This is a genomic window from Roseateles sp. GW821-FHT09B06 (genome assembly GCF_059418245.1).
The window spans coordinates 136,593-150,450 of the sequence record NZ_JBWKPM010000007.1; the positions used below are offsets into that span (position 1 = coordinate 136,593).

General features: G+C 72.2%; 10 protein-coding genes. 5 read left to right on the plus strand and 5 right to left on the minus strand.

From position 1 onward, the window contains the following. Positions 1-23: 23 nt before the first annotated feature. The 3 genes from AC07OQ_RS08785 to AC07OQ_RS08795 are packed head-to-tail and all read left to right on the plus strand — an operon-like array spanning position 24 to position 6,404. The gene (locus tag AC07OQ_RS08785) at positions 24-749 is read left to right on the plus strand and encodes a response regulator (RefSeq protein ID WP_495052728.1); all 726 of its coding nucleotides are present in this window, start codon (positions 24-26) and stop codon (positions 747-749) included. After that, the gene (locus tag AC07OQ_RS08790; protein WP_495052729.1) at positions 749-3,652 is read left to right on the plus strand and encodes a hybrid sensor histidine kinase/response regulator; all 2,904 of its coding nucleotides are present in this window, start codon (positions 749-751) and stop codon (positions 3,650-3,652) included. Before AC07OQ_RS08785 ends, AC07OQ_RS08790 begins: the two co-directional genes overlap by 1 nt. After that, positions 3,636-6,404 (plus strand): hybrid sensor histidine kinase/response regulator, encoded by a 2,769-nt coding sequence (locus AC07OQ_RS08795; RefSeq protein WP_495052730.1) that lies wholly within the window; start codon positions 3,636-3,638, stop codon positions 6,402-6,404. The genes AC07OQ_RS08790 and AC07OQ_RS08795 overlap by 17 nt, the downstream gene beginning before the upstream one ends. A gap of 105 nt (positions 6,405-6,509) precedes the next feature. On the opposite strand, the gene AC07OQ_RS08800 is transcribed toward AC07OQ_RS08795, so the two are convergent. From AC07OQ_RS08800 to AC07OQ_RS08810, 3 genes are read right to left on the minus strand one after another with little or no spacing between them, the layout of a single operon-like run. After that, positions 6,510-6,989 carry a MarR family winged helix-turn-helix transcriptional regulator gene (locus AC07OQ_RS08800; RefSeq protein ID WP_495052731.1) on the minus strand — a complete coding sequence of 160 codons (480 nt, stop codon included), beginning with the start codon at positions 6,987-6,989 and terminating at the stop codon, positions 6,510-6,512. Further along, a complete protein-coding gene (gene otsB / locus AC07OQ_RS08805; RefSeq protein WP_495052732.1) occupies positions 6,986-7,747 on the minus strand; it encodes a trehalose-phosphatase in 762 nt (253 codons plus the stop codon). The genes AC07OQ_RS08800 and otsB overlap by 4 nt, the downstream gene beginning before the upstream one ends. A 27-nt stretch (positions 7,748-7,774) precedes the next feature. After that, positions 7,775-10,015: an alpha,alpha-trehalose-phosphate synthase (UDP-forming) gene (locus AC07OQ_RS08810; protein WP_495052733.1), complete on the minus strand. Its 2,241-nt coding sequence runs from the start codon at positions 10,013-10,015 to the stop codon at positions 7,775-7,777. Between the two features lie 140 nt (positions 10,016-10,155). On the opposite strand from AC07OQ_RS08810, the gene AC07OQ_RS08815 reads away from it, so the two are divergent. Next, entirely contained in the window at positions 10,156-11,964 is a 1,809-nt protein-coding gene (locus tag AC07OQ_RS08815; RefSeq protein WP_495052734.1) for a glycoside hydrolase family 15 protein, read from the plus strand. A gap of 12 nt (positions 11,965-11,976) precedes the next feature. On the opposite strand, the gene AC07OQ_RS08820 is transcribed toward AC07OQ_RS08815, so the two are convergent. Beyond that, positions 11,977-12,456, minus strand: coding sequence for a hypothetical protein (locus tag AC07OQ_RS08820; RefSeq protein WP_495052735.1), 480 nt, complete (start codon positions 12,454-12,456; stop codon positions 11,977-11,979). Between the two features lie 16 nt (positions 12,457-12,472). Beyond that, a complete protein-coding gene (locus tag AC07OQ_RS08825; protein ID WP_495052736.1) occupies positions 12,473-12,901 on the minus strand; it encodes a globin family protein in 429 nt (142 codons plus the stop codon). 184 nt (positions 12,902-13,085) lie between these two features. Here AC07OQ_RS08825 and AC07OQ_RS08830 point away from each other — a divergent pair, with 184 nt between their 5' ends. After that, entirely contained in the window at positions 13,086-13,841 is a 756-nt protein-coding gene (locus tag AC07OQ_RS08830; RefSeq protein ID WP_495052737.1) for a GGDEF domain-containing protein, read from the plus strand. The last annotated feature ends 17 nt before the right edge of the window (positions 13,842-13,858 follow it).

Consider the following 13,858-nt stretch of genomic DNA (forward strand, 5'->3'; position numbering starts at 1 on the left):
GCCATCCCGAAGAGCGCCCCACCATGAGCCCGTCCTTGCTGCTGGTCGACGACGAAGCCGAGTTGCGTGAGCTGCTGGCCGAATATTTCACGCGCCAGGGCTTCGCCGTGCGCGCCGCCGCCGATGCCGCCCAGGCGCGCAGCCTGCTGGCCGAGCGCCGGCCCGAGCTGGCCCTGCTGGACCTGAACATGCCGGGCGAAAACGGCCTGTCGCTGGCGCGCTGGCTGCGCGAAGCCCATCCGCAGGTGGCCATCCTGATGCTCACCACCGCCAGCGACGCGGTGGACCGCGTGGTCGGCCTGGAGCTGGGCGCCGATGACTATGTGGCCAAGCCCTTCGACCTGCGCGAGCTGCTGGCGCGCGTGCGCGCCGTGCTGCGCCGCACCCAGGCCGGCAACGGCCCCGGCGCGGGCCTGCCCGCCAAACCCATGGCCGAACCCGGCCGGCGCATCGCCTTCGGCGCCTGCGCGCTGGACCTGGACGAGCGCAAGCTCTGGGACGGCAGCGGCCAGGAGGTGCCGATCACCGCGGCCGAGTTCGACCTGCTGGCCCTGTTCGCCCGCAATCCCAACCGGCCGCTGAACCGCGACCAGATCATGGAGCAGGCCCACAACCGGGGCTGGGACGTGTTCGACCGCTCGATCGATCTGCGCATCATGCGGCTGCGCCGCAAGGTCGAGCGCAACCCCGACAAGCCCGAGGTCCTGAAGACCGTCCGCAACGTAGGCTACGTCTTCGTCTCGGCCTGATGAGGCCGGCGCGCCCCAGCGATCCGGCCCTGCGTCAGCTGGTGGCCACGCGCCGCCTGATGGCCTGGTTCGCCGCGCCGCTGGCCCTGCTGCTGCTGGTGCTCAGCGGCCTGCAATACCGCCAGCGCATGGCCGAGGCCGAGGCCGAGCTGCAACGCGCGGCCCAGCAGCATGCGCAGGACCTGCAGCTGCTCGCCCGTCCGGCGATGGACCATGTGCAGGATCTGCGCCGCCTGATGGAAGCCCTCTGGGAGACGCCACCCGACCCCGGTCCCGCGCTGGTCACCGCCCTGCGGCCGCAGCGGCGCGCCGGCCGGCCCGACGGCGTGGACATCGCCGACAACGGCCCCGACACCGGCCAGCGCTGGGGTCAGGTCTGGTGGTCCGCGGCCGACGGTCGCCCCTTCGAAACCGCCTGGCTGCGGCGCGCGGCCGCCTTCGTCACCCAGGCGCGCGTCGCCCACCAGCGCGCGCCCGGCTTCGAGGCCACCTGGTTCGCCGGCATCGACGTCAACACCTCCTTCGGCTACCCCTGGATCGCCACCGACAGCATCCTGCAGAGCATGGGCCTGGCCAGCATGCGCGAGCTGGCGCCGCAGCGCGCGCTGGCCTCGCAGCGCACCCGCGCGCGGCTGGCGCGCGCGCCGGCCGACTCGAACTGGGGCTCGCCCTATGCCAGCCAGCTGGCCGGTCACCTGGTGGTCTCGCACACCGCACCGGTTTATGCCGGCGGCGAGCTGGTCGGCGAGGTCTCGCTGGACTTCCGGCTCGACGGCCTGCAGGCCAGCGTCGCGCGCTGGGCGCGCCCCGGCGAGCAGGCCTGGATCGTCGACAGCGCCGGCCATGTGCTGGCCGATTCGGCCCAGCCGCTGCAGGGCCCCGATGGCCCCGGCCATGGCGACGAGCATGTGAAAAGACGCTGGCGCGAGCGCGTGCCACCCGAGCTGGCCGCCGCGCTCGATCCGGAGCTGGCCGACGGGCTGCCGCGCCATGCCGGCGACTGGGTGCTGGTGGCGGCGGGGCGGGCCGACGCGCCCTGGCGCTATGTCTCGGCGACGCCGAGCGCCGAGCTGCGCCGGCGCATCCTGCCCAGCCTGCTGCCCAATGCCGCGCTGGCGCTGGCCCTGCTGGCCGGCCTGCTGGCCGCGCAATGGCTGCTGGCGCGCCGCTTCGTGCAGCCGGCCAGCCGGCTGCTGGGCTATCTGCGCGCGCTCTCGCTGGACCCGCATGCGCCGCCGCCGGCGCTGGGGCCGCGCTGGCAGCTCTGGGTGGACAGCCTGCGCGAGACCTTCGCGCGCCAACTCGAGCTGCTGCAGCGCGAGCGCCTCAGCGAGGCGCGCAAGTCGGCCATCCTCGACCATGCGCTGGAAGCCATGGTGTCCACCGACGCCGAGGGCCGCGTCGTCGAATTCAACCCGGCCGCCGAGGCCATGTTCGGCCGCACGCTGGCCGAGGTGCGCGGCGCCGACGTGGCCGAGCTGATCATCCCGCCGCGCTTTCGCGCCGCCCATCGCGCCGGCCTGGCCCGCCTGCATCAGGGCGAAGGCGGCGCCATGCTGGGCCGGCGCCTGGAGATGCAGGCGCTGCGCCGCGACGGCGAGGAGTTCGCGGTCGAGATGGTGCTGTGGCGCAGCGAGGTCGGCGGCGCGGTGAACTACACCGCCTCGCTGGTCGACGTGTCGGAGCGGCTGCAGGCGCGCCAGGAGATCGAGCGTCAGCGCGAATCGCTGCGCCAGACCGAGAAGCTCGGCGCCATGGGCAGCCTGCTGGCCGGCGTGGCCCACGAGCTGAACAACCCGCTGTCCATCGTGATGGGGCGCGCCGACCTGCTGGAGGACAAGCTGCAGGGCAGCCCGCTGCGCGATGACGCGCAGCGCATCCGCGAGGCCGCCGAGCGCTGCGGCCGCATCGTGCGCACCTTCCTGAACATGGCGCGCGCCAGACCCACGCGGCGCGCGCCGCTGATGCTCAACGACATCGTGCGCGCGGCCGCCGACATGCTGGGCTACACCCTGCGCAGCCACGGCATCGCGCTGGAGCTGCGCCTGGACCCCGAGCTGCCGCAGCTGATGGGCGATGCCGACCAGCTGGGCCAGGTGCTGCTGAACCTGCTGGTCAATGCCCAGCAGGCACTGGCGCTGCGGACCGCCGGCGAGGCGGCCCGCCGCATCGTCGTGACCACCGGCGTGGAGACGCGCCGCCCGGTGCCGGCCTCGCGCGAGCCGCGCGTCTGGCTGCGCGTGCAGGACAACGGCCCGGGCGTCCCGCCCGAGGTGCGCGCCCAGCTGTTCCAGCCCTTCTTCACCACCAAGGCCGACGGCCTGGGCACCGGCCTCGGGCTGTCGGTGTCGCGCTCGCTGGTGCGCGAGCATGGCGGCGATCTGATGCTGGAGACGCACAGCCCCGAACGCGGCGCCAGCTTCCGCCTGAGCCTGCCGATCAGCGGCTTTCCCGAGGCCGGCGGCGCCCCGGCCGAGGCGGCGCCCGCCCCGACCGAGCCGATGCCGCTGCGCCTGCTGGTGGTGGACGACGAGGCCGAGCTGGCCGAGGTGATGCGCGAGACGCTGGAGGGCGCCGGCTACGAGGTGGCCACCGCCGAGAACGGGGCCGTCGGCCTGGCCCTGCTGATGGAGGCGCGCTTCGACGCCATCGTCAGCGATCTGCGCATGCCCGAGGTCGACGGCGCCGAGCTGTGGCGCGCGGTCCGGGCCCTGCAGCCCTCGCTGGCGGCGCGCATGCTGTTCGTCACCGGCGACATCCTCTCCCCGGCCGCCGAGGAGTTCCTGCGCGAATGCGCCTGCGCGGCGCTGGAGAAGCCCTTCCAACCCCATGACCTGCTGGCCGCGGTACGCCGCCTGGCCCGCCAGGACAGCCCGGAGGAGGCCCATGGCCCTCGCCCCTGAGCCCGTCGACCTGCATGCCAGCGCCGCCGCGCTGGTGCGGCGCTACCACGGCCTGCTGTGGCTGATCAGCCTGCCCCTGCTGCTGCTGGTGCTGCTGCTGGCGCTGGGCCAGGGCCTGTCGGCGCACCGCAATGCGGTGGCCGAGCTGGAACGCGGTGCGGCGCGCCAGCGTGCCGCGCTGCAGCTGATCGCGCGCGGCGCCGAGGAGCATGTGCAGGACCTGCGCCGCTTCGCCGAGCGCGAGCTGATCACGGCGGCGCGCGCGCCCGACGCGCTGCTGGCCGATGCGCTGCGCCGCGACGCCCAGGGCCACACGCTGGACGAGCTGCCCCAGCTGCTGCAGCCCGGCCTGGCCCAGCTGCTGTGGCCCGGCCGGGAGCGCCCCGACGAGGCCGTGCTGTGGCGGCTGCAGGCCTTCGCGGCGCTGGCCGAGCAGGTTCACAACCGCCAGGCCGACCTGGCGCGCTCCTACTACCTGGCCTGGCCCGAGGCGCATGTGCTGCTCTACCCTTGGCTGCCCAGTTCCGAGGTGGCGCGGGGTCTGGGCCAGGCGGACTGGGGCCGGGCCTTGCCCGCCTGGTACCGTCGCCCCGAATTCCTGGCCGCAGGCCCCGAGGCCAACGGCGCCCAGCGCGCGTTCTGGCGTTGGCGGCCGGGCGAGGCCCTGGTGGTGCACGCTGCGCCGGTCTATGCCGGCGAGCTGTTCCGCGGCATGGTGGCCACCGAGCTGCGGCTCAACCAGCTGGCGCGCGCGGCCGCCCAGGCGGCACCGGCCGCGGCGCAATGGTGGCTGCTCGGCGAACGCGGCGAAGTCCTGGCCCAGGCGGGCCCGGGCGCGGCGCCGCAGGAGGCGGCCCTGGAGGCGGCGCGCACCGCCGCCGGCCATGCGCTGTCCGATGGCGACCGCCGCCTGCTGGCCCTGCCGCTGCAAAGCGCCCCCTGGACCCTGGTGCTGGCGCAGAGCGAGGCCAGCCTGCTGGCGCAGATCGCGCCCGAGCTGCTGCCCTTCGGCCTGATCGCCTGCGGCCTGCTGGCCCTGGTGCTGCTGGGCCAATGGCTGCTGCGCCATCGCATCATCGAGCCGGCGCTGGCGGTGATGGCCTATCTGTCCGGCAAATCGCGCAACCCGGCGCTGCCCGAGCCGCAACTGAGCGCCCGCTGGCAGCCCTGGGCCCGCGTCATCAGCGCCACCTTCGCCGCCCAGCGCGAGGCGCGCGAGCGCGAGCGCCGCAGCGAGGCCACCAAGTCGGCCATCGTCGACCATGCGCTGTCCGCCATCATCACGACGGACGAGCAGGGCCGGGTGGTCGAATGGAATCCGGCCGCCGGCGCGATGTTCGGCCACGAGCGCGCGCAGGCGCTGGGCCGGCCGGTCAGCGCGCTGATCATCCCGGAACGCTTGCGCGCCGCCCACCAGGCCGGCCTGGCGCGCGCGCAGGGCGCCGGCGGCCTGGTGCGCGCCGGCCGGCGCCTGGAGCTGCAGGGCCTGCGCGCCGACGCCAGCGAGTTCCCGATCGAGATGGTGCTGGCGCGCACCGACGTGGATGGCAGCCATCACTACACCGCCTTCATCAACGACATCAGCGCCCAGCGCCAGGCCCAGGCCGAGATCGAACGCCAGCGCGAGGCGCTGCGCCAGAGCGAGAAGCTGACCGCGATGGGCAGCCTGCTGGCCGGCGTCGCCCATGAGCTGAACAACCCGCTGTCCATCGTGCTGGGCCGCGCCGCCCTGCTGGAGGGCAAGGCGGCCGGCCAGGCCGGCCTGGCCGACGACGCGCGGCGCATCCGCGAGGCCGCCGAGCGCTGCGGCCGCATCGTGCGCACCTTCCTGAACATGGCGCGCGCCAAGCCCGAGACACGCCAGGCGGTGCCGCTCAACGAGCTGGTGCGCGCCGCGGTCGAGCTGCTGGGCTACGGTCTGCGCTCCAACGGCATCCGCCTGGAGCTGGCGCTGGGCGACGCGCTGCCGGAGGTGCCCGCCGACCCGGACCGGCTCGGCCAGCTGGTGATGAACCTGATCGTCAATGCCCAGCAGGCCATGTCCGGCCTGGAGGGCGAGCGCCGGCTGCGCATCGCCAGCGGCCTGGCCGCCGACGGCGCCTGGCTGTGGCTGCGCGTCGCCGACAACGGACCCGGCATCGCGCCGGCCCTGCGCGAACGCATTTTCACGCCCTTCTTCACCACCAAGGGCGACGGCATCGGCGAGCTGCAGGGCACCGGCCTCGGACTGGCGGTGGCGCGCGGCGTGGCGCGCGAGCATGGCGGCGAACTGCTGCTGGAGGACGTGCCGCAGGGCGCCAGCTTCCTGCTGCGCCTGCCGCTGGCCGGCGGCGGCCCGGCCGCGCCGGGGCCGGCACCCGCGCCGATCGCCAATCCGCCGCGCCAGCTGCGCGTGCTGGTGGTGGACGACGAGACCGAGCTGGCGGCCATGCTGCGCGAGACCCTGGAATATGCCGGCTACGAGGTGGCCACGGCCGAGTCGGGCCTGGTGGCGCTGGAGCTGCTGGGCCAGGCCCGCTTCGAGGCCATCGTCAGCGATCTGCGCATGCCGGGCATGGATGGTGCGGCGCTGTGGCGCGCGGTGCGCGAGCGCTGGCCGGCCCTGGCCACGCGCATGCTGATCATCACCGGCGACACCCTGAGCCCGGGGGCGGCCGAGTTCCTGCGCGAGACCGGCTGTGCGCTGCTGGAAAAGCCCTTCACGCCGGCCGAACTGGTGGCGCGGGTCAAGACCCTCACCGAAGCTCAGTAGCCCGGCCGACCCTGGCCCAGGTCCAAGCGGCCGCCGCCGATCCGGCTTTGCCGGGTGGCCGGCGGCGCCCCCTTGAGGGGACGCGCGCAGCGCGTCGGGGGTGGGTCACAGCTGCGATAGCGGGATGCCCGCGGCGCGCGCATCGGCGCCCAGCACCGTGATCAGCCGGCCCAGGTCCTGGTCCAGCCGGTCCAGGGTGGCGGGATCGAGGTTCTGCAGGGCCAGCGGCAGCACGCCCTCCACCGGGCCGGGTGCGCGCCTGAGCAGGCGCGCCGCCGTGGGCTGCAGGTGGAGCTGCACGGTGCGGCGGTCCGGGCCGTTCCTCGTGGCCAGCAGCAGCTCGCGCTGCACCAGGCCCTTGACCAGATTGCTGGCGGTGGACTGGTGCACGTCCATCAGGCGCGCCAGCTCGCCCACGCCGATGCCGGGCTGCTGCTTGATCAGCGACAGGGCCCACAGCTGAGCCCCGCCCAGGCCGGTGCGCTTTTCGATCTGGGCGAAATGGCTGCGCACCGCGTTGAAGACCTGGCGAAAACGCCGCAGCACCTGGTTCGGTGTGGCCGCGGAGTGGGAAAGGGTGCTCATGGTTCTGGATTCGGGAGACTGAGGGCCTGCTGTATTTTCTCCAAGAGCGCGGCCATCTCGGCGTGCGAGGCGAGGAAAAACATCGCCTGGCTGCCGCCGGGCTCGGGCCCGATGCGCACCGTCAGCCAGTCCGGGCGGGCCCGCTCGAACACCGCCTCGTCGTTGACGTCGTCGCCGACGAAGAGCACGGTGGCGCAGCCGCTGTGATGCAGCAGGGTTTCGACCGCCACGCCCTTGTCCGGCGCGGCGCGCTGCACCACGTTGACCACGCATTTGCCGCCGAAGCTGAGCAGTTCGGACGGCAGCCCGTCCAGCAGCTCCGCGATCAGGCCCTGGGCGGCGGTGCGGTCGCGCGCCAGCCGGTAATGCAGGGCCAGCGACAGGCCCTTGTCCTCCAGCTGCACCCCGGCCGCCTGCAGGGCCGGCGCCTGCTGCAGCAGTTGCTCGCGCAGCTGCTGCAGCGCCAGGCCGTCGGAGCGCCAGGCCAGGCCCTCGGCACCATGGTTGCCGATCAGGTAGGTGGGTTCGAAGCCCAGGCGCGGCCGCGCATCGGCCACGCTGCGCCCGGTGATCACGGCCACCGGGCATTGGCGCACCAGATCCGCCAGGCGGCGCTGCACCGCGATCGGCGCATGGGCGTCGTCGGGGCGCGCCACGATGGGCGCCAGGGTGCCATCGAAATCGAAGGCCAGCAGCACGCGCTGGCGCATCAGCTGCAACAGGGCGCGTTCGCCGGCCGGGCTGAAAAGATAACGCATCGGCACTGTCTCCTTTTATGACTGCTACTACTCTTCTTCGCTGGTGTGGCTCAGCACACGCGCCTCGACACGCTCGCGCAGGCGCCAGCGCGCCGCGTCGGCCAGCATGCGGCCGGCCCAGCGGAACACGTTGTCATCTCGCACCGTCATGCGCAGATTGGCCATGCGCTCGTGCTGCTCGGCGGGCGGCATGGTGATGGCGCGGAACAGCGCGTCGGCGCAGTCCTCGACGTGATAGGGGTTCACGATCAGCGCCTCCGTGAGCTCGGCCGCGGCGCCGGCGAAGCGGCTCAGCACCAGCACGCCCTGCTCGTCGTCGCGCGCCGCGATGAACTCCTTGCTGACCAGGTTCATGCCGTCGTGCAGGCTGGTGACCACACAGACATCGGCGGCGCGGTAGAGCTTGTTGACGGCGGCCTGATCATGGTGTTCGGCCAGCAGATGGATCGGCAGATAGCCCTCGCGGCCGAAGCGCGCGTTGATGCGCTCGGTCACCCGGTGGATGCGCAGCTGGAAGGCCTGGTACTCGTCCAGCTCGCTGCGCGAGGGCGCGGCCACCTGCACGAGGCTGAAACGCCCCACCCATTCGGGATGCTTCTCGAGCAGGCGCTCGACCGCGTGGATGCGCTCCAGAATGCCCTTGGTGTAGTCGAAGCGATCGACCCCGACCGCCAGCTTGTGGTCGCTCGCCAGGCCCAGGCGCTCGCACACCTCGGCGCGGCATTGCGCCACGCTGAGCCAGCGCAGGCGTTCCGCATCCTCGGGCCAGGCGATCGAGATCGGATAGCTCTCGACCAGGGTGCTCTGCTTGTTGGCGGTCACGGTGGAATGCTCGTGCTCGATGCGCGCCTCCAGATAGCGGTCCACCGTTTCCAGGAAATTCTTGCAGTGGTAGCGCGTGTGGAAGCCGACGATGGTGCTGCCCAGCAGCCCTTCCAGCAGTTCGGCGCGCCAGGGGCAGATGCCGAAGGACTCGGGATTCGGCCAGGGGATGTGCCAGAAGGTCAGGATGGTGGCCCGCGGCAGGCGCTGGCGGATCAGCGCGGGCAGCAGCGCGAAGTGATAGTCCTGCACCAGCACCACCGGGTCCTCGCTGCGCGCCTCGGCCACCACCGCGTCGGCGAAACGCTCGTTGATCAGCTTGTAGGCCTGCCAGTCGGACTCGCGGAACACCGGCCGCACATGGGCCACATGGCACAAGGGCCACAGGCCTTCGTTGGCGAAGCCGAAGTAATAGCCCTGCTCCTCCTCCTCGGTGAGCCAGATGCGGCGCAGGGTGTAATCCTGGCTGCCGGGCGGCACCTTGACCCGGTCCCTGCCGTCCACCACCTTGCGATCGGCGCCGCCGCTGCCATGCGCGATCCAGGTGCCCGAGCAGGCCCGCATGACCGGCTCCACCGCGGTCACCAGGCCCGAGGCCGGGCGCTTGCACAGCACGCCCTCCGGCCCCTGCTCGTGGATATAGGGTTCGCGGTTGGAGACCACGATCAGTTCGTCGCCGCGCAGCTGGGCGCGCAGCATCGCGCGCAGGCGCTCGGCATCCCAATGGTCGTCGCGGTCCAGCGAGCGCCGATAGGCATCCTCCAGGTCGCGCAGGCGCTCGCGGAAGTCGGCCGCCAGGGGCGCCAGCTCGCTGCGGCTGAGCACCGGCGTCAGCAGGCCCTCGCCGCGCAGCAGCGCGCGCGCGCCCGTCACCCAGCCGCGCCAGCTCAGCTGCGCCACCAGCATCGTGATGAAGGCGATCACCACGCCCAGCAGGGTGATGAAGGCGATCAGGTACTTCTGCGTGTCCTGGCTGCGCCGCTCGACGAAGCTGAGATCGTGCAGCAGCACCAGATCGGCCACATGCGAGCCCTCCACCTGCACCGGATGCACCGCCACATGCAGCGCGCCGCTGGGCTGGGGCAGCTTGGGCACGTCCTGCACCGAGAGATTGCGCGCCTCGGCGCAGCTCAGGTCGGCCGGGAAGGCCGCGGTGCGCTGCACCAGCTTGTCCTGCAGATTGCACAGCCCCAGCGCGAACAGGCGTTCGTCGCGCACCGCCCGCGTGAAGAAGGTCTGCAGCCGCGGATCCTGACCGCCGATCAGGGCCTCGCCCAGCGAGTCGGACAGGGTGTTGGTGATGGCCACGCCGCGCAGGTTCAGGTCGCGCGAGAACCAGCGCAGCGTGAGACTGTCCAACAGCGGCAAGGCCAGGTAGGCTGCCAGTGCCAGGGTCAGGACCAAGGGCACCAGGAAACGGATCTGCAGGCGTAAGGTGTTCAGCATGATGCGGGCGCGCCGTTCGCCAGGAGCCCGTCGACAGGGTCTCTTCCTGTAACGCGATCAATATACATTTGTCCAAATGTACGTCGAATAGAGTTCCAGTAAAGTTACCGTCCGCTACAGGGCGTAGGAGGTTTCCGACCATGACGACCCCAAGTGATGCCAGCCTGGCGCTGGCGCTGATCGGCAATTGCGCCGTCAACGCGCTCGTCGACGCGCAGGCGCGCATCGTCTGGTGCTGCATGCCGCGGCCCGACGCCGATCCGGTGTTCCACGCCCTGCTCGACTCGGCCGACGGCATCGGCGCGGACGGCTGCTTCGCGGTGGAACTGGAGGGCATGGTGCAGAGCACGCAGCAGTACGTGCCGGGCACGGCCATCGTACGCACCTGCATGTTCGACGCCAAGGGCAACGGCATCGAGGTGAGCGACTTCGCACCGCGCTACCGCAGCCGCGACCGCATGTTCCGCCCGGCCCAGTTGGTGCGCCGCGTGCGGCCGCTGTCCGGCCATCCGCGCGTGCGTTTCATCGTGCGGCCGCGGGCCGACTGGGGCGCCAGCGTGCCGCAGCTCACGCGCGGCAGCAACCACCTGCGCTTCGTCACCGGCGACTGGACCTGGCGCCTGAACACCAACGTCCCGCTGACCTATCTGATGGACGAGACCTGGTTCACCTTGCATGGCCCGGCGAGCCTGCTGTTCGGGCCGGACGAGTCGCTCAGCGGCGGCATCGAGGACACCGCGCGCCTGTTCGAGGAAGAGACCCTGTCCTATTGGCGCCACTGGACCTCGCGCCTGGCCCTGCCGCTGGAATGGCAGGAGGCGGTGATCCGCGCCGCCATCACGCTCAAGCTCTGCCAGTTCGAGGAGACCGGCGCCATCATCGCGGCCGTCACCACCAGCATCCCCGAGGCGCCCCACACGCAGCGCAACTGGGACTACCGCTACTGCTGGCTGCGCGACGCCTTCTTCGTGGTGCGCGCGCTCAACAGCCTGTCCGAAATCGGCACGATGGAGGACTATCTGCGCTGGCTGCAGGACGTGGTGCGCAACGCCCAGGGCCATGTGCAGCCGCTCTACGGCATCGGCCTGGAGGCCGCCCTGCCCGAGCGCCTGCTGGACGGACCGGGGGCGCCGAGCGGCTATCGCGGCATGGGGCCGGTGCGCGTGGGCAACCAGGCGCACGAGCATTTCCAGCACGATGTCTACGGCAATATCGTGCTGGGCGCCTCGCAGGCCTTCCACGACCACCGACTCTCCAGACGCGCCGACGCCGGCGACTTCGCGATGCTGGAGCGCGCCGGCGAGCAGGCCTGGCTGCTGCACGAGCAGCCCGACGCCGGCATGTGGGAGCTGCGCACGCGCTCGCGCATCCATACCTCGTCCTCGCTGATGTGCTGGGCGGCCTGCGACCGGTTGATGAAGATCGCCCATGCGCTGGGCCTGGCCGAGCGCGCGCAGCTCTGGGGCGAGCGGGCGAGCACCATCCGCGAGAAGATCCTCGCGCTGTCATGGAACGAGCAGCGCGGCGCCTTCGCCGAGAGCTTCGGCGGCCAGGACCTGGACGCCAGCGTGCTGCTGATGTGCGAGGTGGGCTTCATCAACCCACGCGACCCGCGCTTCGTCAGCACCGTCGAGGTGCTGGAGAAGCATCTGTGCGACGGCCCCTTCATGCGCCGCTACGAGGCGCCGGACGATTTCGGCCGGCCCGAGACCGCCTTCAATGTCTGCTCCTTCTGGCGCATCGACGCGCTGGCGCGCATCGGCCGCACCGACGAGGCGCGCCAGCTCTTCGAGACCCTGCTGCAGCAGCGCAACCATGTGGGCCTGCTGTCCGAGGACCTGGCGCCGGCCACGGGCGAGCTGTGGGGCAACTTCCCCCAGACCTATTCGATGGTCGGCATCATCAACGGCGCGATGCGCCTGTCCAAGCCCTGGGATCTGGTGGTCTGAGGCGCTGTCGCCTCAGCGGTGCCGGCCCTCGACCAGCCGATCCGGCACGATATTGGCCACCACCAGGCCGCCCTGCTCCTGCACCACATAGATGGTGAACGGACGCGGCTCGCCGCCCTCGGCACGCAGCAGCCACATGTAGAAGGCGAAGCCCGCCTGCCCGGCGGCATCGGTGGTGCGCGTGATGGTGGTGCTGCGGCCCAGGCCGCGGCCCTGGGCGAAGAAGGGCAGGATCTGGGCATCGAGCGCGCGCCGGATCGCGCCCTCGCCGCTGCGCAGCAACAGGGCGCGGCTGAGCATGGCCTGCACCGCGTTCGCATCGCCGGCCATCGCATGGGCCACGAAGGTCTCGGCGGTGCGGCGGAAGCGCTCGCTGTCGGCCGCCATCTGCAGGTCGGCGGCGACCTCGTCGTGGCGCGCGGCGGCCGCGGCGGAACCCAGCGAGGCCAGGCAGATCAGGGCGGCCAGGATTCGGGCGGGCAAGCTCATCATGATCATGTGCTCCCGCTCAGGCCGCCAGGGGCTGGGGCTGCTCGGCCGCCTGCATCGTGCGGCGGACCAGCTCATAGACGGCCAGCCAGGCGGCGCGCGTGGCGGGCGTGAACGCCGGCCCCAGGGCCTGCTCCAGCGTCTGGATCAGCGCTGCTCCGACGCTGGCGTAATGCTCGTCCTTCACGCCATAGCCCTGGTGGCGGGCGCCCAGCTTGCCCAGCACCGGCAGCAGCTGCTCGGGGCGGTCGAGCAGGGCGACGGCGGCGCCGATCATCTGCATCAGCCGGGCGCCCTGCGCCCGCATGTCACCGCGGAACAGCGCACGCAGCTTGGGGTCGACCCGGAACAGATGGGCATAGAACATCGCGGCGGCCTGGGGCGCGATGGGCTCGACCCGGGCAAAGCTGCTGCGGACCAGGGCGATCTCGGTGGGACCAAAGGACATGGGGAGGCTCCGTGAGGATTGCTGAGCCCTGATGCTCGGGCGCGCCGGTATCACGCCCGTTGCCGCGCGCCGCGCCGCATGTTGCAGTTGTTGTTTCGCGCTATCCTCCCGTCTGTGTGACAGCCCCGACACCCACCCGCCAATGCAAGCGCTCACGCCTGCTCAGATCGAAGCGAGCACTGACATGGAAGCCACTCTGACGGCGGCCGACAAGGCCCTGTCCGACGGCGACGCGCAGCGCTGCGCGGCGCTGGTCGAAGCCCTTGCGCCCCGCGCACAAGCGGCCCACCGGCCATTGCTGGCCCAGCTGTTCGAGCGCCTGAGCCGGCATTGCGAAGCGCTCGGCGAGCATGCCCAGGCCCTGCAGCATTACCGGCATTTCCACCGGCTGGTGGTCGAGGACCTGCAGTCCCGCCTGGCCGGCCCCGGCGAGACCGAGGGCGAGCGACAGGATGCGCTGACCGGCCTGGCCAAGCCCGAGACCTTGCAGACGCGGGTGCCGGCGATGGTGGAGCAGGCCCTGGCCACCAAGCGCGGCCTGTGCCTGGTCCGCATGGAGCTGGACCCGCTGCTGCCGGCGCGCCTGAGCCTGAGCCCCGGCCTCGGCGACGCGGTGCTGCGCGAGATCGGCGCCCTGCTGCGCGCCCACAGCCGCGCCAAGGACCTGGCGCTGCGCCATGTCGGCGAATCGCTGGTGCTGGTGCTCAGCGATGTCGAACTGTCCAGCGCGCGCATGATCTGCGAGCGCATCCGCCGCGCCGCGCAGGCCCATGACTGGCAGCCGCTGCACGAGGAGCTGCGCGTCAGCCTCAGCATGGGCCTGACCGCGCTGCGCAGCGGCGACGACGTCAAGCAGCTGCTGGCGCGCGCCGAGGCGGGCCTGGCGAGCGCCCGCCGCGACGGCCGCAACTGCGTGCGCACCGGCGTGCTCGGGGCCTGAGCCCCGCGCCGGGCGCC

Coding starts and splice junctions, on each gene's coding strand:
- AC07OQ_RS08785 (WP_495052728.1), top strand. CDS start 24: ATGAGCCCGTCCTTGCTGCTGGTCGACGACGAAGCCGAGTTGCGTGAG.
- AC07OQ_RS08790 (WP_495052729.1), top strand. CDS start 749: ATGAGGCCGGCGCGCCCCAGCGATCCGGCCCTGCGTCAGCTGGTGGCC.
- AC07OQ_RS08795 (WP_495052730.1), top strand. CDS start 3,636: ATGGCCCTCGCCCCTGAGCCCGTCGACCTGCATGCCAGCGCCGCCGCG.
- AC07OQ_RS08800 (WP_495052731.1), bottom strand. CDS start 6,989: ATGAGCACCCTTTCCCACTCCGCGGCCACACCGAACCAGGTGCTGCGG.
- otsB (WP_495052732.1), bottom strand. CDS start 7,747: ATGCGTTATCTTTTCAGCCCGGCCGGCGAACGCGCCCTGTTGCAGCTG.
- AC07OQ_RS08810 (WP_495052733.1), bottom strand. CDS start 10,015: ATGCTGAACACCTTACGCCTGCAGATCCGTTTCCTGGTGCCCTTGGTC.
- AC07OQ_RS08815 (WP_495052734.1), top strand. CDS start 10,156: ATGACGACCCCAAGTGATGCCAGCCTGGCGCTGGCGCTGATCGGCAAT.
- AC07OQ_RS08820 (WP_495052735.1), bottom strand. CDS start 12,456: ATGATGAGCTTGCCCGCCCGAATCCTGGCCGCCCTGATCTGCCTGGCC.
- AC07OQ_RS08825 (WP_495052736.1), bottom strand. CDS start 12,901: ATGTCCTTTGGTCCCACCGAGATCGCCCTGGTCCGCAGCAGCTTTGCC.
- AC07OQ_RS08830 (WP_495052737.1), top strand. CDS start 13,086: ATGGAAGCCACTCTGACGGCGGCCGACAAGGCCCTGTCCGACGGCGAC.